21 protein-coding genes are annotated in these 23,355 nt (G+C 69.0%); 9 read left to right on the forward strand and 12 right to left on the reverse strand.

The features are described 5' to 3' along the window. Positions 1-55: 55 nt before the first annotated feature. From DW306_RS10565 to DW306_RS10575, 3 genes are all read right to left on the reverse strand, one after another. A complete protein-coding gene (locus tag DW306_RS10565; RefSeq protein ID WP_136055561.1) occupies positions 56-910 on the reverse strand; it encodes a hypothetical protein in 855 nt (284 codons plus the stop codon). 1 nt (position 911) lies between these two features. Then, complete coding sequence (locus DW306_RS10570; protein WP_136055562.1) at positions 912-2,756, reverse strand: substrate-binding and VWA domain-containing protein; 1,845 nt, start codon at positions 2,754-2,756, stop codon at positions 912-914. 61 nt (positions 2,757-2,817) lie between these two features. After that, entirely contained in the window at positions 2,818-3,639 is an 822-nt protein-coding gene (locus tag DW306_RS10575) for a shikimate 5-dehydrogenase (protein ID WP_205814144.1), read from the reverse strand. A gap of 557 nt (positions 3,640-4,196) precedes the next feature. Between DW306_RS10575 and DW306_RS10580 the strand changes: the two genes are divergently transcribed. Then, entirely contained in the window at positions 4,197-4,403 is a 207-nt protein-coding gene (locus DW306_RS10580; protein WP_046014597.1) for a cold-shock protein, read from the forward strand. A 101-nt stretch (positions 4,404-4,504) separates the two neighbouring features. Here DW306_RS10580 and DW306_RS10585 read toward each other — a convergent pair whose 3' ends face one another. The 4 genes from DW306_RS10585 to DW306_RS10600 form a co-directional block, all read right to left on the reverse strand. Further along, positions 4,505-5,173 carry an HAD hydrolase-like protein gene (locus DW306_RS10585; protein ID WP_136055563.1) on the reverse strand — a complete coding sequence of 223 codons (669 nt, stop codon included), beginning with the start codon at positions 5,171-5,173 and terminating at the stop codon, positions 4,505-4,507. 195 nt (positions 5,174-5,368) lie between these two features. Continuing rightward, positions 5,369-5,773, reverse strand: coding sequence for a hypothetical protein (locus DW306_RS10590; protein WP_136055564.1), 405 nt, complete (start codon positions 5,771-5,773; stop codon positions 5,369-5,371). Positions 5,774-5,850: 77 nt separating this feature from the next. Further along, positions 5,851-6,546 (reverse strand): endonuclease NucS, encoded by a 696-nt coding sequence (gene nucS / locus DW306_RS10595; protein ID WP_055871644.1) that lies wholly within the window; start codon positions 6,544-6,546, stop codon positions 5,851-5,853. A 9-nt stretch (positions 6,547-6,555) separates the two neighbouring features. Next, positions 6,556-7,782 (reverse strand): MFS transporter, encoded by a 1,227-nt coding sequence (locus DW306_RS10600; RefSeq protein ID WP_136055565.1) that lies wholly within the window; start codon positions 7,780-7,782, stop codon positions 6,556-6,558. Between the two features lie 60 nt (positions 7,783-7,842). On the opposite strand from DW306_RS10600, the gene DW306_RS10605 reads away from it, so the two are divergent. Continuing rightward, a complete protein-coding gene (locus DW306_RS10605; protein ID WP_136055566.1) occupies positions 7,843-8,904 on the forward strand; it encodes a LacI family DNA-binding transcriptional regulator in 1,062 nt (353 codons plus the stop codon). A gap of 19 nt (positions 8,905-8,923) precedes the next feature. Here the strand turns inward: DW306_RS10605 and DW306_RS10610 are convergent, their stop codons facing one another. Continuing rightward, entirely contained in the window at positions 8,924-10,423 is a 1,500-nt protein-coding gene (locus DW306_RS10610; protein ID WP_136055567.1) for a hypothetical protein, read from the reverse strand. 120 nt (positions 10,424-10,543) lie between these two features. Here DW306_RS10610 and DW306_RS10615 point away from each other — a divergent pair, with 120 nt between their 5' ends. From DW306_RS10615 to mnhG, 6 genes are read left to right on the forward strand one after another with little or no spacing between them, the layout of a single operon-like run. Then, positions 10,544-13,501, forward strand: coding sequence for a Na+/H+ antiporter subunit A (locus tag DW306_RS10615; RefSeq protein ID WP_136055568.1), 2,958 nt, complete (start codon positions 10,544-10,546; stop codon positions 13,499-13,501). Beyond that, positions 13,501-14,055, forward strand: a complete 555-nt coding sequence (locus tag DW306_RS10620) for a Na(+)/H(+) antiporter subunit C (RefSeq protein ID WP_136055569.1) — start codon at positions 13,501-13,503, stop codon at positions 14,053-14,055. Before DW306_RS10615 ends, DW306_RS10620 begins: the two co-directional genes overlap by 1 nt. Beyond that, positions 14,052-15,602 carry a Na+/H+ antiporter subunit D gene (locus DW306_RS10625; RefSeq protein WP_136055570.1) on the forward strand — a complete coding sequence of 517 codons (1,551 nt, stop codon included), beginning with the start codon at positions 14,052-14,054 and terminating at the stop codon, positions 15,600-15,602. The genes DW306_RS10620 and DW306_RS10625 overlap by 4 nt, the downstream gene beginning before the upstream one ends. Beyond that, on the forward strand, positions 15,602-16,207 hold the full coding sequence (locus DW306_RS10630; protein WP_136055571.1) for a Na+/H+ antiporter subunit E: 606 nt from the start codon (positions 15,602-15,604) through the stop codon (positions 16,205-16,207). Before DW306_RS10625 ends, DW306_RS10630 begins: the two co-directional genes overlap by 1 nt. Further along, entirely contained in the window at positions 16,204-16,473 is a 270-nt protein-coding gene (locus DW306_RS10635; protein WP_136055572.1) for a monovalent cation/H+ antiporter complex subunit F, read from the forward strand. Before DW306_RS10630 ends, DW306_RS10635 begins: the two co-directional genes overlap by 4 nt. Continuing rightward, positions 16,470-16,859: a monovalent cation/H(+) antiporter subunit G gene (gene mnhG, locus DW306_RS10640; protein ID WP_136055573.1), complete on the forward strand. Its 390-nt coding sequence runs from the start codon at positions 16,470-16,472 to the stop codon at positions 16,857-16,859. The genes DW306_RS10635 and mnhG overlap by 4 nt, the downstream gene beginning before the upstream one ends. A gap of 6 nt (positions 16,860-16,865) precedes the next feature. Here mnhG and DW306_RS10645 read toward each other — a convergent pair whose 3' ends face one another. Continuing rightward, a complete protein-coding gene (locus DW306_RS10645) occupies positions 16,866-17,429 on the reverse strand; it encodes a TetR/AcrR family transcriptional regulator (protein WP_136055574.1) in 564 nt (187 codons plus the stop codon). Positions 17,430-17,547: 118 nt separating this feature from the next. Between DW306_RS10645 and DW306_RS10650 the strand changes: the two genes are divergently transcribed. Further along, positions 17,548-18,573 carry an aldo/keto reductase gene (locus DW306_RS10650; RefSeq protein ID WP_136055575.1) on the forward strand — a complete coding sequence of 342 codons (1,026 nt, stop codon included), beginning with the start codon at positions 17,548-17,550 and terminating at the stop codon, positions 18,571-18,573. 55 nt (positions 18,574-18,628) lie between these two features. Here the strand turns inward: DW306_RS10650 and DW306_RS10655 are convergent, their stop codons facing one another. From DW306_RS10655 to DW306_RS10665, 3 genes are all read right to left on the reverse strand, one after another. Further along, positions 18,629-19,390, reverse strand: a complete 762-nt coding sequence (locus tag DW306_RS10655) for an alpha/beta hydrolase (RefSeq protein WP_136055576.1) — start codon at positions 19,388-19,390, stop codon at positions 18,629-18,631. Between the two features lie 48 nt (positions 19,391-19,438). Next, a complete protein-coding gene (locus DW306_RS10660; RefSeq protein WP_136055577.1) occupies positions 19,439-22,111 on the reverse strand; it encodes a penicillin acylase family protein in 2,673 nt (890 codons plus the stop codon). Positions 22,112-22,213: 102 nt separating this feature from the next. Next, positions 22,214-23,355: YhgE/Pip family protein (locus tag DW306_RS10665; protein WP_168429293.1), on the reverse strand; the 1,142-nt coding region annotated here is incomplete at its 5' end.

The following is a 23,355-nucleotide window of genomic DNA, read 5'->3' on the forward strand; positions in this document are numbered from 1 at the left end:
AGGCGACGGGCCTTCCTGCCGACAACGTCACGGGCGACCTCGAGACCTCCAGTGCCTACACCTCGCCGACGCGCTCGTCGGGCGCATCCCACAGATCGGGTCGCGTGAGCAGGTCGAGGAGGTAGTCGCGGTCGAGCGCCGCCACCAGGCGGGCGAGCTTGTCGGAGTACTCCGCCTCGGCCAGCACGCTCTGATCCTCGCCGGCCTTCGCATCGAGGCGCACGAACAGCTGCTCGACATGCGAGGCGAGCGCGTCGATGCCGACGGCCGTCTCCGCCGCCACCGGGTTGCCGGGGAGAGCCGCGTAGTCCGCCCGCAGCTCGCGCAGCCGGTTCACGCGCAGACGGATGCCGGCCGGCACCGGATCCGCGCTCGCCGCAGGCTTCCTCCGGCTCCGGCGGGCGATCAGGCCGATCGCGGTGCCGACCGCCGCGACGATCACGACGCCGCCGATCACCACGGGCAGCAGCAGATCCGCTCCGCCCGTACTCCCTCCCGGTGACGAGGGGGTCTCCGCCACGATCTGCTGCACCGTCGCGACGAGCGCGTCCTGCGTGTTGCCGCCGGCTGCGGTCTCGTTCTCGTTGGCGATGCGCAGCGCCTCGCCGCTGTCGATCACCGTCGACGTCGCCTGCACGTCGTCGCCCACGGCGAGCACGATCGTCTTCTGGTCGGATGACCGGGCGATCTCGGTGAGCACCTGCCCGGCGTACTCGTTGTTGTCGTCGGCCTGCGCCGGCAGCACGACGATCGCGATCGACCCGTCATCCGGGACGATCTCGGTCAGCGTGGCGATCAGCGAGGATGCTCCCGACGTGCCCGGGTCGACGTAGACGTTCCCGGAGTCGAGCCCCGTCACGGCGTCGTCGACCCACGGATTCCCGGATGCCGCGGCGATGAACATTCGCATCTCAGAAGTTGTTGATCACGGAGGCGAAGACGAGGTCGATGCGCTCGGCATCCGAGGCGTCGAACATCTGCCCGCCGGTGGCATCCGCGATGCGCTGCAGTGCCGTGGGATCGGCGCCCTCGCCGTACGCGATCGTGAAGATGCGCACCGGGGCGTCATCGCCGCCCTCCTTCGAGCTCTTGCCGATCTTCGCGATCAGCGAGTCGAGCGAGGTGGTGGAGTCGGTGTCCTCGCCGTCGGAGAGCACGACGATGGCGTTGATGCGTCCGGGCTCGGCGCGCTCGCTCATCGCCTCGTAGGCCGTGAGCACCGCGTCGTACAGGGGCGTGCCGTTGCGCTGGGCGTACCGCAGGTCATCGAGCGAGGAGTCGAGCTTCTCGCCGTCCGCTCCGAGCGCCGTGACATCGCGCAGCACCTGGATTCCTTCGCCCTCGTCGGACGAGATGCCGGTGGTGAACGCCCAGACACCGACCTCGTCGGAGGAGCGGAAGTGGCCGAGGGTGGTCTGCGCGCCCTCGATCGCGCCGTCGAGCCGCGAGCGGCCGTCACCGATCGGGTCGTCCATCGAGCCGGAGATGTCGATCAGCTCGAGCACCGAGGAGGGCTTGCGCACCTGCGTCCACTGATCGATCGCGGTGGAGATGACATCGACCTCGGGCTTGGGCAGCGTGACGGCCGGCTGCGCGGGGTCGACGCCGAACTTCGCGGTGAACAGGTCGCCGAGCGGCACCGACTCGTCGAGCGGGCGGAAGCCGTACTCCGGCAGGATCTTCTGCGCCGGGGTCGTCTGCAGGAACTCGGCGAACGCCTCACCGGCGGTGCGCTGCTCGGCCGTCACCCAGTCCGCGCCGAGCACGGTGACGGGGTTGTCCGACCACATCGAACCGTTCGCGGGGTAGACGGCGACGAGCTTGGTCTTCGGGGGCGTCAGCGTCTCACCCGGCTGCACCGTGTGCGAATCGGGGTTGCCCTGGTTGTAGTTGAGCAGCGACGTCTCCTCGAGCGCGACGGCCGAGACGTAGGCCGAGCCGTTGGCACCGTTCTGCGTCTCGTCGTACAGCGTCGAGAGCACGTTGCCGGTGGTGTCGCCGTAGTGGATCACGCACTCCTCGAACACGCGCGAGAAGTCGGCAGCGGCATCCACGTCGGCCGAGGTGAGCGCGTCAGCCTTGCCGGAGGCCTCGTACGACTGCATGAGGATCGTCGAGAGACCGGTGGTCGAGGTGTTGGGGTTGGTCTTCGAGATCTTGAAGGCGCCCCAGATGTCCTTGCCGACGCTCCCCCAGCCGCTGGGGTCCTGGCACAGGCGCTCGAGGTCGGTGATGCTGATCGGCTTCTCGGGGTAGCCGAGCGCCTTGGCCATCGGCTCCGGCATCCCGAAGACGACAGGAGTGCGGGTGAACGACGCGGGCTCGCCCACGAGGCTCGGCGACGCGGCCGCGGCGACGCGATCGGTCCAGACCGTGGATGCCGGCGACCAGAGCGTCGGCCAGAGGGAGCGGTCGTCGCTGGGCCAGTCGTCGCCCGCCGTGAGGTAGCGCGCGGCGTTGCCGGAAGAGACGTTCGTCGGCCGCACGGTCGCGCAGGTGTCGAGGCCGTCGTGCTCCGGAGAATCCTTGAACGCGGCGGCCAGCTCGTCGAGCATGTTCACCTTCTCGGACGACGTCGCGATGGTGATGTGCGTGCAGCCGTCGTCGGGGAAGCCCTGGCTCCCGTCGGTCGTCGTGCCGTCCTCGCCGCCGCCCCCGGTGCACGCGGCGAGGACCAGGGCCGCGATGGCCGTGGCGGCGATGGCAGCGGTCGTCCGCCGGGCGAGGGACCGTGGGGCGATGCGAGGCGCGCTCATGCGCCTAGGCTACCCAGGTATCGCTCTCCCGATCACGCACTTCCGCGTTCTCACTGCTCGTTCACGGCGCAGCGCGCATGAACTCTTCGGCGGCCCGCACCTGCTCGTCGGACGGACGGATGCCGGTGTAGAGCACGAACTGCTCCAGGGCCTGGAGCGTGGCGACCTCGGCGCCGGTGATCAGGGTCTTCCCTGCCGCCCGCCCGGCGGCCACGAGAGGCGTCTCGGACGGGAGGGCCACGACGTCGAAGACGACGGATGCCGCGGCGATCGCCTCCGCCGAGAACGCCAGCGCGTGCTCCTCTGATCCGCCCGCCATGCCGATCGGCGTGATGTTGACGAGGATGTCGGCGGTGGTGTTCCCGGCATCCGGGATCCATCCGAATCCGTACAGGTCTGCGAGTGCGCGCCCGTTCGCCTCGTTGCGGGCGATGATCGTCACCGTCGTGAACCCGGCGTCGCGGAACGCCGCCGCCGTCGCCTTCGCCATCCCGCCGGATCCGCGCAGCAGCACGGAGGAACGGGTGTCGAGGCCGTTGCGCTCGATCAGCTGCGCGATGGCGGAGTAGTCCGTGTTGTACGCGGTGAGCACGCCGTCGTCGTTGACGATCGTGTTGACCGAGTCGATGGCCGTCGCCGACGGATCCATCCGATCGACGAGGGCGATCACGTCCTCTTTATAGGGCATCGAGATCGCGCAGCCGCGGATGCCGAGGCCGCGCACGCCGGCGATCGCCTGCGCGAGGTCGGTCGGGGCGAAGGCCTTGTAGATCCAGTTGAGTCCGAGCGCCTCGTAGAGGAAGTTGTGGAAACGGGTCCCGTTGTTGCTCGGCCGCGCCGACAGCGAGATGCACAGCGTCATGTCCTTGTTCAGCATCGTCACCGGATCAGCGTAGCCGCCCGTCCGCACGGCTCCGAGCGGAGACGATCCCGCTCACCGACGCGTCCGTGGCGGAGATCGCGGGTCCTCCCCTATGGTGAAGGTGCGTGCACAAGGGGATCGATCGTCTCCGTCTCTCCCCAGAGGACGGGCAGCCTTCCCCAGAGGCAAGGCGATCCGTGCACGCGATTGGGCCCCCTCGAGTAGTTCAGTCCCCAATGGACTATTCGAGGGGGCCGCTATCGTCGAAGCTCCCAACTTTTTCGTTTTTGTCCCCCAAAAGGGGGACAAGAACCTGGAAGAAGGGCTAGGCTGTTTCTGACGCACCCTCCGGTCGTCTTCGGCCCTCATCGCTCCCCCCGCGGTGAGGGCCACACCATTTTCCGGGCCTGTCGACCGAGCCCGATGCCCGCGGCCGTGTGACGGGCGGATGCCGCTCGTGCAACATTTGGATTACCTTCTTGCCCGTGCTATTCCCCTCGGGGCCTCCTCCACTAGCGTTAGCGATGTCGGGGCATACCTGCGTCGGCTTCTTCATCAGTAGAACGAACAGGCAGTACATGAGCACCCAGGGCACGGTCAAGTGGTTCAACTCGGAGAAGGGCTTCGGCTTCATCTCCCCCGACGACGGCGGCGCTGACGTATTCGCGCACTACTCCGCCATCGAATCATCCGGCTACCGGTCTCTCGATGAGAACCAGCGAGTCGAGTTCGATGTCGCGCAGGGCCCCAAGGGCCTGCAGGCAGAGAACATCCGTCCGCTCTAAGAGCGGACGGTTCACAGAACTCCCCGTCCGGATTCGCCGCGTGCGACATCCGGCGGGGAGTTCTGTGCTTTTCGCCGGGGTTTCGCTTTCTGAGCGGGCTGTCAGACGAGGAGCAGCGAGCGGAGTTCAGCGACGGATGCCGCGCGGAACGCCGCCTCATCACCCTCGTGGTGGTCGCTGAAGCCCCACTCGACGAAGATCACCGGGACACCGTTGGCGATGCCGCCCTCGACGTCGTGGTGGCGGTCGCCGACGAGCACCGGCCGCGAGGTGTCGGCGCCGAGCTCCTTCAGACGTCGCAGCGCCTCGGCGACGATGTCGGTCTTGGAGGCGAGCGTCGACTCGTCGGGCGTGGCGCCGACGGTCGTGAGGAACGACGGGCGCAGCCCGAAGTGGTCGATCAGGGCATCGACCTGGTTCTCGGGCTTGGAGCTCGCCGTCGCCTGGGGGACACCCGCGGCATGGAGGTCGTGGATCAGTTCGACGACTCCGGGGTAGGTGGCGGCGTCGGTCGTGTAGCCGTCGGCTTTGCCGAGCGTGCGATAGAACGCCACGGCATCGGCGGACTCGGCGGGCGTCATGCCGGCCTGGTCCTGGAAGGACTCGAACATCGGCGGTCCGATCCAGTGGATCAGCTCCTCGCGGGTCGGCGCCGGTCGTCCGAAGTGGGTGAGGGCGACGTTCAGGCGGCGCAGGATGCCGACCGAGGCGTCGACGATGGTGCCGTCGACGTCCCAGAGCACGCACGAGTAGGGAGAAGAAGAGGGCATGCCTCCAGCCTATGGGGCGGCGAGCGGACGTCAGTTCCTCCTGCACAGGTGTGCAGCGGACCGAGTTCTCCACGGTTCGCGCACCGACCCTGAAAGCCCCTCTATAGTCCGAGGAAACCGCGAAGAGAGAAGGAGAGGAGCCGGAAGTGCTGATGGAGCTGATCGTGATCGTCCTCTGTCTCGGAATGACGCTCGTCACGTTCTTCTGCTCACTGGGCTGGATGTTCGCGCGTTCGGATGTGCGCGCTGCCGAAGCACGATCCGTTCGCCAGGACAGCCGTCCTTCCTGTCGATCCGGAAGTATTGGCCGACGAGTCCTTCGTCGTCGGGCTCAGTGGATGCTCTGAATCGATCATCGGCTGCCGCAACCGCACCCGCGATGTACTCCTGGGCCTCCACCGACGCTGCCGCCGAGAACTCTGCGATGTAGTCACGCGAGCAGACATCGTTGGTGTAATCGTCGATCGTCGCCGCGTACGCATCGACCTCAGCAGCAAGATCGCTCCACGCTTTCAACGCTCGTTGCAGGCTCGTGTGAGCGGCCTTCCCCGCGGCGTGCATCTCGCCTTCGATGCGGCGTATCTCAGAGTCGAGCGTCATACGCACAGTCTGCCAACGGCAGCTCTATGAAGCACGCGGGGGTGGTGCGATCAGCATCCCTTTGTTGAGCTGAGGGCTCAGAACAGCCGGGGGATGCCGGACTCGATGCCCTTCATGTCGTCGTAGTCGAGCACGAGGCAGCGGATGCCGCGGTCCTCGGCGAGCACGCGGGCCTGCGGCTTGATCTCCTGGGCGGCGAAGACGCCCTGCACGGGGGAGAGGTGCGGGTCGCGCCCGAGCAGCTCGAGGTAGCGGGTGAGCTGCTCCACGCCGTCGATGTCGCCGCGGCGCTTGATCTCGACCGCGATGGCGGCGCCGTCGGCATCCCGCACCAGCAGGTCGACCGGGCCGATCGCCGTCGGGTACTCCCGTCGCACGAGGGTCGCGCCCTCCGAGATGCGCTCGACCTGCTCGGCCAGCAGGCGCTGCAGGTCGGCCTCGACGCCGTCCTTCTGCAGGCCGGGGTCGATGCCCAGCTCGTGGGAGGTGTCGTGGATGATCTCGTAGATCTGCACCCGCAGGGCATCGCCGGTCTTCTTGTGCGTGACGCGCCAGACCTCGACGACGCCGGCACTCGCCTCCTCCTCGCCGGGCTCCTCGCTGGAGAGCGAGCACGGCGGGCTCATCCAGTTCAACGGCTTGTAACTGCCGCCGTCGGAGTGCACGAGCAGACTCCCGTCTCCCTTGTGCACGAGCAGACGCGTGGCGAGGGGGAGATGGGCGTTGAGCCGACCGGTGTAGTCGACCGAGCAGCGGGCGATGACGAGGCGCACCCGTCGAGCCTACTTCGTCGCCGCGGTCTTCTCGTCCTCGCGCAGGGGACGAGCGGCTCCCGAGAACAGCCCGGACAGCCCCACGAGGACCACCAGGATGAACAGGGTGTTGAGCAGCCCGATGTGCTCGCTGATGATGCCCAGCACCGGGGGACCGCCGAGGAAGGCGATGTAGCCGATCGTGGCAGCAGCGCTGACCCGGGCCGCGGCCTTCGCCGGGTCATCGGCTGCAGCGGACATGCCCAGCGGGAAGCCGAGCGAAGCACCGATTCCCCACAGCGCTGCACCCACCAGAACCAGCGGGAGGTTGGGGGCGAGGATGAACAGCAGGATGCCGCCCGCCGCCGTGACGGCGAGGACGCGCAAGACGATCACACGGCCGACGCGGTCGACGATCGGGCCGCCGAACAGCCGCACGAGGGTCATTCCGATCGAGAAGACGGCGAGGGAGACGGCGCCGCTGCCGTCGGCGAGTCCATGCCCCTGCTCGGTGCCCAGGGCGATCCAGTCGTTGGCGCCGCCCTCGGCGAAGGCCATCCCGAGCATGACGACACCCAGCAGGTAGGTGCGGGGTTCGCGCCAGGCCTCGAGGGCGGTGTGCAGGCGCTGGCGGAACGTCGGCTTCTCGCTGCCTTCGGGGTCGAGAGCAGCCTCCCTGACCGGTACCTGGAAGAAGCAGACGACGGCGATCACGGCGATGAGGGCGCTGACCACACCGGCGTGCGTCGCGACGTCGAGCGAGAAGCCGGCAGCCAGTGCGCCGATGCCCGCCCCGATCACGGTGCCGAAGCTGAACAGGGCGTGGAACACGGGAAGGATGGTCTTTCCCATTCGCTGCTCGATCGCCGTCGCCTCGACATTCATCATCACGTCGAGGCATCCGTTGCCGAAGCCGAAGAGGGCCATGCCGGCCAGGACGACCCCGACGGATCCGAAGACGTCGGCGCCGAGTCCGACGAGGGCGATGCCCGTGGCGAACATGAGCATCGCCAGCAGCATGCCGCGCCGGGCGCCGGTTCGCACCATCACCGCGGGTCCTGTCGAGATGCCGATGATCGATGCGACGCCCATGCCGAGCAGGATCGATCCCACCTGCGCGTTGTCGAGGTCGAGCGCCTCCTTGATGGCGGGTACCCGCGATGCCCACGTCGCGATCGAGAGGCCGCTGGCGAAGAAGATGGCGAAGATCGCGGCGCGCCAGCGCACGAACTGCGAACGGGTCAGAGCGGTGTCCATGCCGGACAGCCTATCGAATCGATTCGACTCCACGGAACGGAACCGGGTTATCCTCGGAGTATGAGCAGGAACGAGACGCCGCGCCGGGCGACCATCGCCGACGTCGCCCGCGAGGCCGGCGTCGCCACGTCCACGGCCTCGGTCGTGTTCAGCGGAAAGGCCAAGGTGGCTGCCGCGACACGTGAGCGCGTGCTCGCCGCCGCCGCCGAGCTCGGCTATGCCGGCCCGGACCCGCGGGCGGCCTCGCTGCGCCGCGGTCGCAGCGGCATCGTCGCGGTCGTGCTCGAGGGCCACCTGCGCGCGGCATTCCTCGACCCGGTGACCACAGCCCTGATGGACGGGCTCACCGACGGTCTCGCCGAGCTCAGCGCCGGCATCCTGCTCATGCGCGATGAGCCGGGCGAAGACGGATCCGCCCTCGCCAGCGCACCCGTCGACGCCTTCGTGCTCATCGGATGCTCCGGGCGCACGCGCGCGTCGCTCGAGGTGGTCCGCAGTCGCGGACTGCCCGTCGTCGTGATCGAAGGCGACGCCGGCGAGGGGATACCCCGCATCACGCTCGACAACACCGAGGCGTCTGCCGACGTCGCGCGACACCTCCACGACCTCGGACACCGCGACGTCGCTCTGGTGACGCTCCCGCTGGACAGCGATCGCGAGCGCGGTGCCGTCACCGAGGAGCGGCTCGCGAAGGCGACGGTCGATGTCACGATCGATCGGCTCGCCGGCCTGCGCGAGATCTATCCGGATGCGCCGGCGATCTCGGCCTCGGGGAGCCTGATCGACGAAGGCGTGCTCGTCGGCCGGATGCTGCTCGCCGACGCCGCCGCGCGACCGACCGCCGTCATCGCTCAGAGCGACCTGCTGGCGGTCGGCGTCATCCGCGCCGCCGAAGAGCTGGGGCTGCGCGTACCGGAGGATCTGTCCGTCGCCGGATTCGATGGGATCGCCGTCGACGGCCTGTCCCACCTGACCCTCACGACGAGCGTGCAGCCCGCCGTCGACAAGGGGCGTGCGGCCGGCGAGCAGGTGGCGCGGATGCTGCGCGGAGAACCCGGCATCACGCAGCACCTGACCTGTCGGTTCCGCGTCGGCACGACGACGGCCCCGCCCGCGCGCTGAGGCGCACAACCCCGGCGGCTCAGCTGCGCTGCGGGCCGAGCGGCAGCGTCGTGTCGCCGAAGTCGAGGATGCGATACCGACCGCACTCGATCACGTCCTCGGGGACGGCGGGCGTCGGCAGCTGCCACTGCACCGTCTGCGCATCCTCCACCAGGAACGACACCGCGCCGACGTCGAAGTCGTGGCGGTTCACGAGCCAGGCGTAGCCGTTCAGCTGATGGTCGACCTGCACGAGCTGCGAGGGATCCGCGAGATGGAGCTTCGGCAGCCGCACGGTCCAGAACTGTCCGGCGCCCGTGCGGCCCGAGGCGCTCACCCAGTCGGTCACGCAGCGGAGGTCGGGATCGGGCGCTTCGGCGGCCATGGCGAGGCGAGGGATGCTCACCGCGCCCCCGACGAGCACCAGCACCGCCGTAACAGCGATCACGACGCGCGCCACGGCCGACGGCATCCGGAATGCATGCGGCGACGCCACCAGGGCGAGCACCGGCGCGAAGGCGATGGGCTGCAGGTAACGGGCCGCATGGGTGCCGAGCGCGATCGCGCCGATGACGACGAGGATCGGCGCGAGCCACGCGACCATCGCGACGAGGCGAGAGCCGGCGTCATCGGCCCTCGCCGTCCGGACGACAGCCCACGCGAGGAGCGCCAGCGACAGCAGGAGGCCGACCACCCCGAGCGGGGTCGAGAGACGGTCGGCGAGAAGACCTCCGTAGTAGCCGAGGGACTGGCTCCACTGCTCCGGCTGCGCGTATCCGGCTCCGGTGTTGGCGATCCATGCCGCGAACGGAATACGGCCGAGGAAGCCCAGCGCGGTGCCGCCGATGAGCACCGCGAGAAGCACCGCCGACCTCGTTCTGGCCACTGAGCGGAACATCCCGAGGAGGATGACCGCCGTGAGCGGCACGGTCGCCCAGACCGCGAACAGCGGATTCGTGAGTGTCGAGATCGCCGCGACCACGCCAAGCGCGACGAACAGTCCGCGCCCTCCGCGCGCGCGGTCGAGCACCCGCCGCACCAGCCCGATCGAGAGCACCGCACCGACCACGGTCGCCGCGTAATAGGTCGTCGTCAGCTGCAGAGAAGCCGGTTCGAGAGCATCGCGTGAAACCGACGTCTCGGTCGCCGCGAGGACTCCGAAGGCGACGAGCCCGACCAGCGACCACACGACCGGCGCCCCTCCGTCCCGCCGCCGGCCGGCCGCGAGGCGCAGCGCGCCGTAGAGTGCGAGCAGATTCACCACGGCGCCGACGGCGAGAAGGGCGTTCACGTCGAGCGGCAGCAGCGCCTCGAGGCCGGCGAACACCGCCGACTCCGGGAGGAAGAGAACGCTCGACATCGCCCAGTCGTGCGGCCCTCCGGCCAGCACGGAGCGCGCGAACATCGCCACGATCAGCGAATCCCCGTCGCGGAACAGCAGCTCGGAACGAGCGGATGCCGCGACCTGGCCGGCGATGACGATGCTGACGCCGAGGGCACCGATCCAGCCGGCCAGCTCCCGCACCCACACCCTCCGCATGCGACCACTCTCGCACGCTCTCAGAACCCGCGGTCCTCACGGTTCCCTAACGCCGGTAAACTGGACGGACACCCGCCCGCCTGAGCCATTCGTTCGACGAGCCCCGAGGGAGCCGCGTATATGCTGACGCTCCTCGCCGTGTTCCTCCTCGGGTCTCTGCTCATGCCCGTGCTGGTGCGCTGGCTGGGATCGCACGCGTTCATCATCGCGGCACTCATTCCCGCCGCGGCATTCATCCACGCGCTGGTGCGCACCCCCGAGGTGCTGAGCGACTCGCCGCCGTTCGTCTCGGTCCCGTGGATCCCTCAGCTCGGCCTCAACCTGTCCATGAACATGGACGTGCTCGGGTGGGTGCTGACGCTGATCGTCACCGGCGTCGGAGCTCTCGTACTTCTCTACTGCCGCTGGTACTTCCTCGACGACTCGGCCGGGATCGGCTCGTTCGCCGGTGTGCTCCTCGGCTTCGCGGGCGCCATGTACGGCCTCGTGCTCACCGACGACCTGGTCATGCTCGTGATGTTCTGGGAGGTGACGAGCATCCTCTCGTACCTCCTCATCGGTCACTACCGGCGGCGCGCGGCCAGCCGACGCGCCGCCCTGCAGGCCCTGCTCGTGACCACGCTCGGCGGTCTCGTGATGTTCGTCGGCGTGGTGCTGCTCGTCGTGGATGCCGGGACCTCCAGCATCCGCCAGATCCTGGAGATCGTTCCGACGGGACCGATGGTCGACGCGGCCATCGTCATGCTGCTGATCGGCGCGATCAGCAAGTCGGCCCTGTTCCCCTTCCACTTCTGGCTTCCGGGCGCCATGGCCGCTCCGACGCCGGTGAGCGCGTACCTGCACGCCGCGGCGATGGTGAAGGCAGGCATCTACCTCATCGCGCGCTTCGCGCCGATCTTCGCGTTCAGCGGTCCCTGGCGGCCGATCGTGATCACGCTCGGCATCATCACCATGCTGCTCGGCGGCATCCAGGCGCTGCGCGAGACCGACCTCAAACGCATCCTCGCCTTCGGCACCGTGAGCCAGCTCGGATTCTTCGCGATCGTCGTCGGCTACGGCACGCAGGCCGCAGCCCTCGCCGGCCTCGCACTGGTCATCGGTCACGCCCTCTTCAAATCGGCGCTCTTCCTGATCGTGGGCGTGATCGACCGTCAGCTCTCCACGCGAGACATCACCGAGCTCTCCGGCGTCGGACGGCAGGCGCCGGTCATGGCCACGGCGGCATTCATCTCGGTGGCCTCCATGGCCGGCGTCGCGCCGACCCTCGGCTTCGTCGCCAAGGAGTCCACGCTCACGGCACTGCTCGAAGACGCGCAGCACGGTTCGCCGTGGGGTCTGGTCGCGATCATCGGCGTGAGCATCGGGTCCATGCTCACCGCGGCATACGGCATCCGCTTCCTCTGGGGCGCCTTCTGGACCAAGCGCGACGAGCAGGGTCAGCGACTGCCCGACACCGCCTGGCCCGACCCGCCGGTCGGGTTCCTGTCGGCGCCGATCATCCTCGCCGGACTCACGCTCGCCGCCGGCATCGGCGCGCCCGCCCTCGACTTCGCGCTGCAGGGCTACGCGGTCACCGCCGCACCCGGGCTCGACGCCGAGGGCATCGCCGCCGAGGGGCCCGGGCATCTCGCGCTCTGGCATGGACTCGAACCGGCGCTCGGGATCTCGATCCTGTCGATCCTGCTCGGCTTCGGCGTCTTCTGGCTGTCGCGCCGCACCGGCTGGGACGCCAGAGCACGGATGCTGCCGTTCACGGCCGCGGATGCGTACTACCTCGTCATGCGCGGCATCGACCGCCTCTCGGTGCTCAGCACCACGCTCACCCAGCGCGGATCGCTGCCGGTCTACGTCGGCACGATCTTCGTCGTCTTCGTCGCCGCCGAGGTCACGGCTCTGATCGCCAGCGACGTCGACCGCTACAACCTCTCGGCCTGGCACACTCCCGCGCAGATCGCGGTCGCGCCGATCATGGCCGTCGCCGGTGTCTTCGCCGTCCGCGCCCAGAAGCGGTACACGGGCGTCGTCCTGGTGTCGGTCACCGGGCTCGGCATGGTCGCCCTGTTCGCGACCAGCGGCGCCCCCGATCTGGCCCTCACGCAGATCCTCGTCGAGACCGTCACCATGGTGACCTTCGCACTCGTGCTGCGCCGACTTCCCGCGCGGATGGGCGAGCACAACGCTTCGGTCGGGCGGGTCCCGCGCGCCCTGCTGGCGATCGGCGTCGGCGTGACCATGGCCTTCGTCGCCGTGGTCGCGACGCAGTCCCGCGTCGCCGATCCGATCTCGGCTGCGTTCCCGAAGCTCGCGTACGAGCTCGGCCACGGCAAGAACGTCGTCAACGTCGCGCTCGTCGACCTCCGCGGCTGGGACACGATGGGCGAGCTGTCGGTGCTGGTGCTCGCGGCGACCGGTGTCGCCTCCCTCGTGTTCGTGACGCATCGCGCCGACCTGCTCGCCGCGACCAAGGGCCTGCCGCGCGCGACGCGCAAGGCCGCTCGCAGCCGTCCGCTCGTGGAGACCACCGAGGGGATCCGCTTCCAGACGTCCGAGAACGAGGACAGCCCCCGCGCGTGGCTCGTCGGCGGGCAGAAGATGAAACCGGAGAACCGGTCGATCCTGCTCGAGGTGATCGTCCGCATCCTCTTCCACACGATCATCGTCGTGTCGATCTTCCTGCTCTTCGCCGGTCACAACCTCCCCGGCGGCGGGTTCGCCGGTGGGCTGGTCGCCGGCATGGCGCTGGTCATGCGCTACATCGCCGGAGGTCGTTGGGAGCTGGGCGCCGCCGCCCCGACGGATGCCGGTCGCCTGTTGGGCACCGGGCTGATCCTCGCGGTCGGCACGGCCGTCATCCCGCTCTTCTTCGGCATGGCCCCGCTCACGAGCTCGTTCTGGGAGTGGGAGATCCCCGGCATCGGGCACATGGAGTTCGTCACCTCGACCATCTTCGACATCGGCGTGTACCTCGTCGTGATCGGGCTCGTCCTCGACGTGCTGCGCAGCCTCGGCGCCGAGGTCGACCGTCAGTCCGCGCTCCGCCCGCAGGAGAGCCCGACGCAGAGCGGGGTGCGCAGCTGATGGACGTCTCGCTCACCCTGATCGTCGTGATGGCGGTGCTCTTCGCGTGCGGTGTCTACGCGATGCTCGAGCGCAGCCTGACCCGCGTGCTGATCGGCTTCCTGCTGCTCGGCAACGCGACCAACCTGCTGCTCCTGATCGTGATGGGCGTTCCGGGCAACGCGCCGTTCTACGGCGCCGGGGGCGAGGTCAGCGATCCGCTCCCGCAGGCGCTGACCCTCACCGCCATCGTGATCACCTTCGCGGTCTCGGCGTTCCTCCTCGCGCTGATCTACCGCTCATGGCAGCTGGGACAGGCGGACACGGTCGAGGACGACGCGGCCGACATCGCCCTGCGTGAGCGCACCGACGCCGACGAGGACGTCCTGGAGGACGACGCGAACCTCGAAGAGGACGCGACCACCGACTTCGTCGGCGTGCAGACCGCCCCGATCACGGTGCTGCACATGCGCGACCACCCGGCGATCCACGACGATGCGCCGTTCGACGCGGCGGACGAGCGTCCTGCTCAGCGTCCTGCCGACCGCCCCGAGAACGAAGGGGACCGGTCATGACCGCACTCGTCCCCCTCCTCGTCGCCCTGCCGCTGCTCGGTGCGGCCGTCACGCTCGTCTTCGGGCGGAACGCCCGCCTGCAGGTGTTCGTCACGGTCGCCACGCTCGCTATCGTGTCGGTGATCGCCGCCGTGCTGCTGGTCGTCGTGGATGCCGGTGCGCCGCTGGCCGTCTCCGTCGGCGGCTGGCCCGTGCCCTTCGGCATCGTGCTGTACGTCGACCGGCTGTCGGCGCTGCTCGTGCTGGTGTCGAGCGTCGTGCTGCTCGCCGTCCTCCTGTTCTCCATCGGCCAGGGCGTCGCCGACGGCGCCGACGAGACGCCGATCTCGATCTTCAACCCGTCCTACCTGATCCTGGCGGCGGGCATCTTCAACGCGTTCATCGCGGGCGACCTGTTCAACCTCTACGTCGGCTTCGAGATCCTGCTCGTGGCGTCGTACGTGCTGATCACGCTGGGCAGCACCGAATCCCGCATCCGCACCGGCGCGGTCTACATCGTCGTCTCGCTGGTGTCGTCGATCCTGTTCCTCGCGTCGATCGCGATGATCTACGGCGCCCTCGGCACCGTGAACATGGCGCAGATCGCCGAGCGGATGTCGGAGCTCCCGCAGGAGACGCAGCTGGTGCTGCACCTCATGCTCGTGATCGCCTTCGGCATCAAGGCGGCCATCTTCCCGGTGTCGTTCTGGCTGCCCGACTCGTACCCGACCGCCCCGGCCCCGGTCACCGCGGTGTTCGCCGGTTTGCTGACCAAGGTCGGCGTGTACGCGCTGATCCGCACCGAGACGCAGCTCTTCGCGTCGAACAGCATCGACACCCTGCTGCTGATCATCGCCCTGGCGACCATGGTCATCGGCGTGCTCGGCGCCGTGGCGCAAGCCGAGCTCAAACGCATCCTGTCGTTCACTCTCGTGAGCCACGTCGGGTACATGATCTTCGGTCTGGCGATCGCCACGCCCGCCGCGATCGGCGCGACCGTGTACTACATCGTCCACCACATCGTCGTGCAGACGACCCTGTTCCTCGCCGTCGGGCTCGTGGAGCGCCGAGCGGGGAGCACCTCGATCCTGCGGGTGAAGGGGCTGCTGAAGGTCGCACCCGTGATCGCCGTGCTCTACTTCGTGCCGGCCATCAACCTCGGCGGCCTGCCGCCCTTCTCGGGATTCATCGGCAAGTTCGCCCTCTTCGAGGCGGCGGCATCCGTCGGCACACCTCTCATGATCGTGCTCATCATCGGCGGCATCGTCACCTCGCTGCTGACGCTGTACGCGCTGATGCGCGCCTGGAACCTGGCGTTCTGGCGTGAGGAGGAGGACTCCAGCGAGACCGAGAGCCGCATCTCCTACCTCGGCAACGCGCCCGCCGCCGATGAGCAGCAGAAGACCCGCCGCATTCCGAAGATCATGACGGTCGCGACCGGAGGGATGGTCGCCGTGACGATCGCGCTGACCGTCTTCGCCGGCCCCCTCTATGCGCTCTGCGATCGCATCGGCGCGGCGCTGCTCCAGCCCGTGAGCCTCGTGCAGCTGGAAGAGGAGGTGGGCTGATGGCGCGTGACACCCGACGGCACCTCTGGCGCGACATCCGCGTGCAGCTGCCGTTCCTGGCCTGGCTCGTCGTGCTCTGGATGCTGCTGTGGGCCCAATTCACCGTGCTGTCCTTCTTGACCGGGCTGATCGTCGCGGTGTTCGTCACGCGCGTGTTCCGCCTGCCGACGGTCGCGCTGTCGGGACGGATCAACCTCTGGTACGCGGCCCTGTTCGTGGCGCAGTTCCTGTTCGCCGTGCTGCGCGGTGCGCTGTCGGTCACGCGGCAGGTGTTCGACTTCCGCCGTCAGCCGGGAGCCGCCATCATCGCCGTACCCCTGCGCTACGCCGACGACCTCGTCATGACGCACGTCGCCGTCACTTCGTCACTGATCCCCGGCTCGCTCATCGTCGAGGCCGACCGCGACCGTCGCATCCTGTACCTGCACGTGATCGGCGTGCGGGATGCGGCCGACGTCGAGAAGCAGCGCTCCGGCGTGCTCCTCTGGGAGCGCCGGATCGTGCGTGCGCTCGGAGACCCGGGGCAGTACCGTGCCCTCAAGGCCGATGAGCGCGCCGGACTCGTCGGCGAGTCCGGCGGACGTGCGAAGGGCGGTGTCCGATGAACATCCTCCTGATGGTGATCATGATCGTGTTCGGCGTGGCCGCGATCCTCGCCGTGATCCGGATCGTCCGCGGGCCGTCGATCCTCGACCGCGCCGTCGCCTCCGACGTGCTCCTCACCGAGGTGATGTGCGTGCTCGGCGCCGAGATGGCGATCAACGGGCACACCCGCAGCATCCCGGTGCTGCTGATCATCGCCGCGATCGGCGTCTTCGGCTCGATCGCCGTCGCACGCTTCGTCGCGAGAAGGGACAACACGACGCAATGAACGTGCTCGGTCTCCTGATCCCCGACGCCGTCATCGATGTGGCGGTGCTCGTCCTCATCCTGCTCGGCGCTCTGCTGTGCCTCTCCGCCGCGGTCGGACTGCTGCACTTCCGCGACGTGCCGTCCCGGCTGCACGCGGCGACCAAGCCGCAGGTGCTCGGACTGCTGCTGATCTGCGTCGCGATCGCGCTGTCGCAGCGCTCGGTCGGCGGCATCCTCATCGGGCTCGTGCTGGTCGCCCCGATCGTCCTGATGCAGTTCGCCACGGCTCCGCTGTCGGCGCACATGGTCGGACGGCAGGCCTATCGCAACGGCACCACCGACGAGCGCAGCCTCATCGTCGACGAGCTCGCCGACTCGAAGCAGACCCCTCCCGGCGCGGGGTAGCGCCGACTACGCCGCCGGAGCCGCTCCGTATCGCAGCCCGTCGAGCAGCAGCCCCACCATGCGGCTCGCGCGCGAGGTGTCGGCACTGCCGGGGGGCGGCACGCTGAGGTTCGCGATCGCGCCGATCAGCTCGATCGGATCGATGCCCCCTCGGATGGCGCCGGCTTTCGCGGCGGCATCGAGCAGGTGGCCGAGGGCGGGGCCGGCGTTGCTCTCGAAGTAGTCGCGCAAGCCACTGTAGGCGGGCTCGCCGGAGCGGAGGGCGGACCCGAGCCCGTGCTTCGTCGCGACGAACTCCGTGTAGCGCTGCGCCCAGAGGGCGAGTGCTTCGAACGGCTCGTGGCTCTCGGCGAGCCGGGCGGCCTGCGCCGTCACGTCGTCGATCTCGCGGCGGAAGACGCCCGCGATCAGGTCTGAGCGCAGAGGGAAGTGCCGGTAGAGCGTCGCGGTTCCGACGCCGGCGCGGGCGGCGATGGAACGCACGCCCACCTCGACTCCGTGCTCGGCGAACTCCTCCTTCGCCGCCGCGAGCAGAGCGTCGATGTTGCGCTGGGCATCGGCACGGGGCATGCGGTATCTCCTTGCTTGCTTGCTAAACGGGACAGTGTTCCGTATATTCGGATTAACGGGACGGTGTTCCGCTTACATCTTCACAGGATACCCCGGCGGATGCCGGCAAGGAGGACTCATGCAGTACCGCACTCTCGGTCGAACGGGGATCAAGGTGACCCCGTACGCGCTCGGCGCGATGATGCTCGGCTCGCTCGGCAATCCCGATCGATCGGAAGGCGTCCGCATCATCCATCGCGCCCTCGACGGAGGCGTGAACTTCATCGACACCGCCGATCGCTACGGCGACTCGGAGGAGGTCGTCGGGGAGGCGCTCAAAGGCCGTCGCGACGACGTCGTGCTCGCCACGAAGTTCTGGGGTCCCGTGGATGACGACGTCAACCACCGCGGAGCATCCCGCCGGTGGATCGTGCAGGCCGTCGAGCGATCGCTGCGCCGGCTGCAGACCGACCACATCGACCTCTATCAGCTGCACCGTCCCGATCCGGAGACCGACATCGAAGAGACCCTCTCGGCGCTCAGCGATCTCGTGCGGCAGGGGAAGGTGCGCGCGATCGGCTCATCGTCGATGCGCGGCTCCGAGATCGTCGAGGCGCAGTGGGTGGCCGAGCGCCGCGGCTTCGAGCGCTTCCGCACCGAGCAGCCGAACTACTCGATCCTCGATCGGGAGATCGAGCGCGAGATCCTGCCCGTGGCCCAGCGGTACGGCATGGGCACCCTCGTCTACAGCCCGCTGGCAGGCGGCACGCTCACCGGCCGGTATCGCCTCGGGCAGGAGAACGACAACTTCCGTTCCGAGCGCACGGGGATGCGTCACTTCCGCGACGAGCGTCGGCTGGCCGCCGTCGAGCAGCTCATGGCGCTCTCCGACGAGATCGGCGTCCCCCTGACCCACCTCGCGATGGCCTTCGCTGTCGCGCATCCGGGCGTGACCTCGGCGATCGCCGGCCCGCGCACCATGGAGCAACTCGAAGACACCCTCGCCGGAGTCGATGTCACCCTGTCGGACGAGGTGCTCGATCGCATCGACGCGATCGTGCCGCCCGGGGAGAACGTCGGCGCGATGGACATGGTCTATCGCGGCGCCGAGGTCGGCGACAGCCGCCTGCGCCGACGTGCGCCCGCGGAGCGCGGGGCGGCGTAGCCGGGTGCAGGCGGTGCCGGCCGCACTCGTCGCGCCGTCGAGTTCTCGTTCTGGCTCAGAGGGCGTCGGCGAAGGCCTGGATCAGTCGTGCCGCGGGCTCGGAGTCGCTGATCAGCGTTCCGTGACCATGGTCGGGGATCGTCTTCAGCTCGGCGCCCGGGATGGCGTCGATGATGGCCTGGCACCAGGCCGGTGTCGCGAGCGGGTCGTCTTCGCCGCGCAGCACCAGCACCGGGCAGTGGATGCGCACGAACGCGTCCTCGGGCTCGTGCACGATGGTCGCGCGGATCTTGCGGATCAGGTGCGGTCCGCCGCGGAGGTACTCCCGCGCCCCTCGCCAGATCACCAGGGGCCGCTCGCCGAGCAGGTCGATCAGCAGGTAGCGCGCCTGCGAGGCGACGTTGCGCGCGGCCTTGTCGACCGTCGGGCCGGCGAGGATCGCGCCTTCGACGAGCGACGGATGCCGCGCCGCCAGCTCCGCCGCGATCTGGCTTCCCATCGAGTGCCCGATGACCACGACCGGCCCTGACTCCACGTGACGGAGGTAGGCGGCGACGAGGTCGGCGTGCCGTTCCATCGTGAGGTTGCGGGTCGGCTCGGGAGCCTCACCGAAACCGGGCAGGTCGAGCGCGATGACGCGGCCCTTCAGCCTCTGCACGACGTCGAGGTAGACGCTGCGGCCCATGCCGATGCCGTGCAGCAGCAGGAAGGTGTGGTCGCCCTCGCCGAAGGTCTCGGCGATGAGGGTCGCCCCGGCGTGCTCGAACTCGAGCAGGGTGACGAGGGTGCCCGCGGGGGCGAGGTAGCTGGTCGGCACCCGACCACGTTAGTCGACGGGGCTGGGCAGGCGGCGAGCCGGTGACTTTCAGTCGGCGGGCGTCAGCACCAGGACGTCGACCGCCGCGGCATCCACGGCCTTCTCGGAGAACGCCCATGGCCGCTGGACGCCGGCGGCCCAGTCGGCCGTCTGATCGATGTAGTGCTCGTCGAAGGCGTGGCCCGATGCGCCGGTGAGGTGGATCCATGTCGACGCATCGAGGTCGGAGAGGTCGATCACCATCCGCATCGACGGCACCGTGGTGGTCGCGTACGAGGTGCCGAGCTCCCAGCCCGTCGCGTTCACGACCGAGGCGCCGCCGCTGACCGGGAACGGGCCGCGGTTGAAGAGCGCCTCGATCGGCGCGATGCCCGACGAGCCGAGGGTGTCGCTGGTGAGGGTGATCGCGTGCAGGTCGCCCCAGTTCCAGCGGCTGACCGCGGTGCCCTGGATGGCGGCGAGCTCGTCATAGGCCTCCTTCGCCGAGAGCGCGAGCATCTCCTCCATGCCGTCGACCTCGAGCTGCGGGTTGCGCCACAGCGGATCGGAGGGATTCTCCAGCATGGTGGCGACGACGGTGAAGAGCCGGCCCTGACCGTCGATGGGCAGCGGCTGCTCGCGCTCGCCGAAGACGTTCTGCACCAGATTCGACCACAGCACGTTGGCGTACGCCGCGGCCGCAGAGGATGCCGCGTTCTGCGCGTCCCAGGAGCGGAGCAGCTCCACCGCCTCGCGGGGGCCCGCACCCGACACGTCGACGTCTTCCATCGCGGTCGCGAGCTGCTTGCCGATCCACATCTCGTTGTCCATCTGGATGGCGCGCATGTCCTGCGCGGTCAGCGGTGCAGCGGCCGCCCGCCGCTCGATGAGATGCGCGATGCGCGCCGCGCGGTAGCCGTAGTCCCAGTCCCGCGACAGGAAGTACTCGTAGTCGTCGGTGACGATCGCGTTGTTCGCGGTGACGATGTAGCCCGACGCCGGGTTGTACGACACCGGCAGCTCCTCGAACGGGATGAAGCCCGTCCAGTCGTAGCTGCTGAGCCACCCGGGCTGCGGCATCCATCCGTCGCCGGCGCCGCGGATCGGCAGGCGCCCCGGGGTCTGGTAGCCGATGTTGCCCTCGGTGTCGGCATAGATGAGGTTCTGCGCCGGTACGTCGAAAAGCGACGCGGCGTAGCGGAAGTCATCGAAGTCCTGCGCGGTGGAGAGCGCGAAGATCGCCGTCGCCGTCGTTCCGGGATCGAGCGCCGTCCAGCGCAGGCTGACCGCGTACTCGGGCTCTTCCTTCGGCTCGACGAGGGTGCCTCCGGACGCTCCGACCTGGTCCCCGCCGCCGGTCTCCAGAGCCGGGAGCGGATCCTCGGCGAGGGCGGTGAAGTCGTCGGTGAGCCCGGAGATGATCGGGCCGTGCACCGTCGAGCGGATCGTCAGCTCGATGTCGTCGCCCCCGGCGACCTTGATGGTCTCGGTGCTCTCCTCGATCGGAACGAGCACGCCGTCGCGCCAGTACTGGTCGCCCTCGATCTTCTCGACGTAGAGGTCTGTGACGTCGGTGGTCAGGTTCGTGAAGCCCCAGGCGACCTTCTGGTTGTGGCCGATCACGATGCCGGGGAGCCCCGAGAAGGAGAAGCCGCCGACATCGAAGGGGCAGGCCTCGTTCACCGTCGAGCACTTCAGCTGCACCTGGTACCAGACCGAGGGGAGGGATGCGCCGAGGTGCGGATCGTTGGCGAGCAGCGGCATCCCGCTCTCGGTCAGGTCGCCCGAGACGACCCAGGAGTTCGAGCCGATGCCCTCGCCGACGTCGCCGACGAGCACGCTCGCCGCCTCGATCACGCTCGAGGTCTCCTGCCACTCCACGGTCGTGACCGCCTGCTGCATGTCGTCGTCGGTCTCGGGCGAGGTGTATGCGGCGGGGTCGACGCCGGTCGCGAGGGCGGGCACCGTCGAGATCTTCGGGACGATCACGGGGTTCTCGTCGAACGGGTAGTCGGGATAGAGCTTCTCGAGCATCGCGGTGGTGTCGCCGGCGGCATCCGCATCTCCGCCCGCCAGCTCTGCGGCGAGAAGAGCGCGTTCGGTCTCATCCTCGACGTTGCCCCGCAGGTCCCAGGCCATCGCCTTCAGCCACGCGACCGAGTCGGCGGGCTCCCAGGGCTCGGGAGAATAGTCGGGATTCTGCATGCCGAGAACGGCGTACTCGAGCGAGAGCTCGGCACCGGAGCGCGAGGCCAGGTAGGCGTTGACCCCCTCGGCGTACGCCTCGTAGTAGCCGAGAGTCTTCTCATCCATCTCCGCGACCTCGGCCTCGGCGACCTTGCGCCAGCCGAGGGTGCGGAGGAAGGCGTCGGTGCCCGCCTGCGATTCGCCGAACATCTCGGCGACGCGGCCGGCCGTGACGTGCCGGCGGAAGTCCATCTCGAAGAACCGGTCCTGGGCGTGCACGAAACCCTCGGCGTAGAACAGGTCGTCGGTCGAGTCGGCCGTGATCGTCGGGATGCCGCTCGCATCGCGCTGCACCGTGACCTCCGACGAGAGACCCTTCAGCGCGACTGTGCCGTCGGTCTGCGGGAACGAACGCTGGATCGTCCACGTGACGAAGAAGGCTGCAGCGACCGCGATCACCACGATCCCGGCCAGGACGAGGAACGCGATGCGTCCGATCCGCACGCGCAAGGAGGGGCGTGAGGGGACGGCGATCGCCGGTGATTCAGTCGTCATCGTTGAGCGCTCTTTCGGGTAGCGGGTGGGACTCAGTCCCGCCGAGTCCCGGTGCGCGTCCCAGAGTCGCGCCCTCGCATCATATCCCCGCGGAGGATCCGGTCACCCGATCAGACTGGGCTGCAGATCGCGGAGCGTGCGTCGATGCGTCATCCGCGTCACGCCGATCATCGCGAAGGCCAGCGCTCCGATCAGCCACATGCCGAGGACCGCGAGGTCCCATCCGGCGCGCGCGAGAACACCTCCGTACATGAGCTGACGCATCGCGTCGACGACGTATCCCAGGGGCAGCACGTGATGCAGCGCCGCAAGCGGAGCGGGAAGCGTCTGCCACGGGAACGTGCCGCCCGCGGTGACGAGCTGCAGCACCATCAGCACGAGGCCGAGGAACTGCCCGACCGACCCCAGCCACACGTTGAGCGCCAGGATGATCGCCGCGAACGTCGCCGAGGCGACCACCATGATCCCGAGCGTGCCGAGCGGATTGTCGAACGTGAAGCCCAGCGTGATCGCCAGGATCCCCATCAGTCCGACCATCTGGACCGCGCCGAGCATCGCCGGCGTCAGCCAGCCCGCCAGTGTGATGCGGATCGGTGAATGCAGGGCGGTCACCGCGCGGCGCGAGATCGGCTTGACGATCAGGAACAGCGCGTAGATGCCGATCCAGGCCGAGAGCGCGGCGAAGAACGGCGCGAGTCCTGCGCCGTAGTCCTCGGCGGAGGCGACCTTGTCGCTCGACACCTTCACCGGGTCGGCGATCGTGTCGGCCTGCAGGGACCGCAGCTCGGGGGTGGATGCCGGGATCTGCCCGACACCGTCGGAGAGGCCGTCGCGCAGTTCGGCGGCGCCCGAGGCGAGAGTGCCCAGTCCGTCACGGAGCTGCGCGGCACCCGTGTTCGCGGATGCCGCCCCGGAGGCGACGGTGCCCGCGCCGGTCGCGAGCTCGGAAGCACCGGAGGCGACGGATGCCGCGCCCGCGGCGAGCTGGTCGACCTGACCGACGGCGGTCTGCACTCGGGTGTTGCCGTCCTGGAGCCGCGTGGCCAAGGGATCGAGAGCGGCGAGGACCTGGTCGATCTCCTCCGGGGTGAGTCCCTGCTCCGCGAGCCGGTTCGCGATGTCGGTCCGCACCTGCGGCAGCGCATCGGCGGCCTGCTGCACGGCGGCGCCCGCACGATCGGCGACGTCGGCGAGCTGGCGGTTTCCCGCACTCACCTGCTGCGCGCCGCCGGCGAGGGTCTGCG

This window comes from Microbacterium sp. K24, assembly GCF_004794465.1.
Classification (GTDB): domain Bacteria; phylum Actinomycetota; class Actinomycetes; order Actinomycetales; family Microbacteriaceae; genus Microbacterium.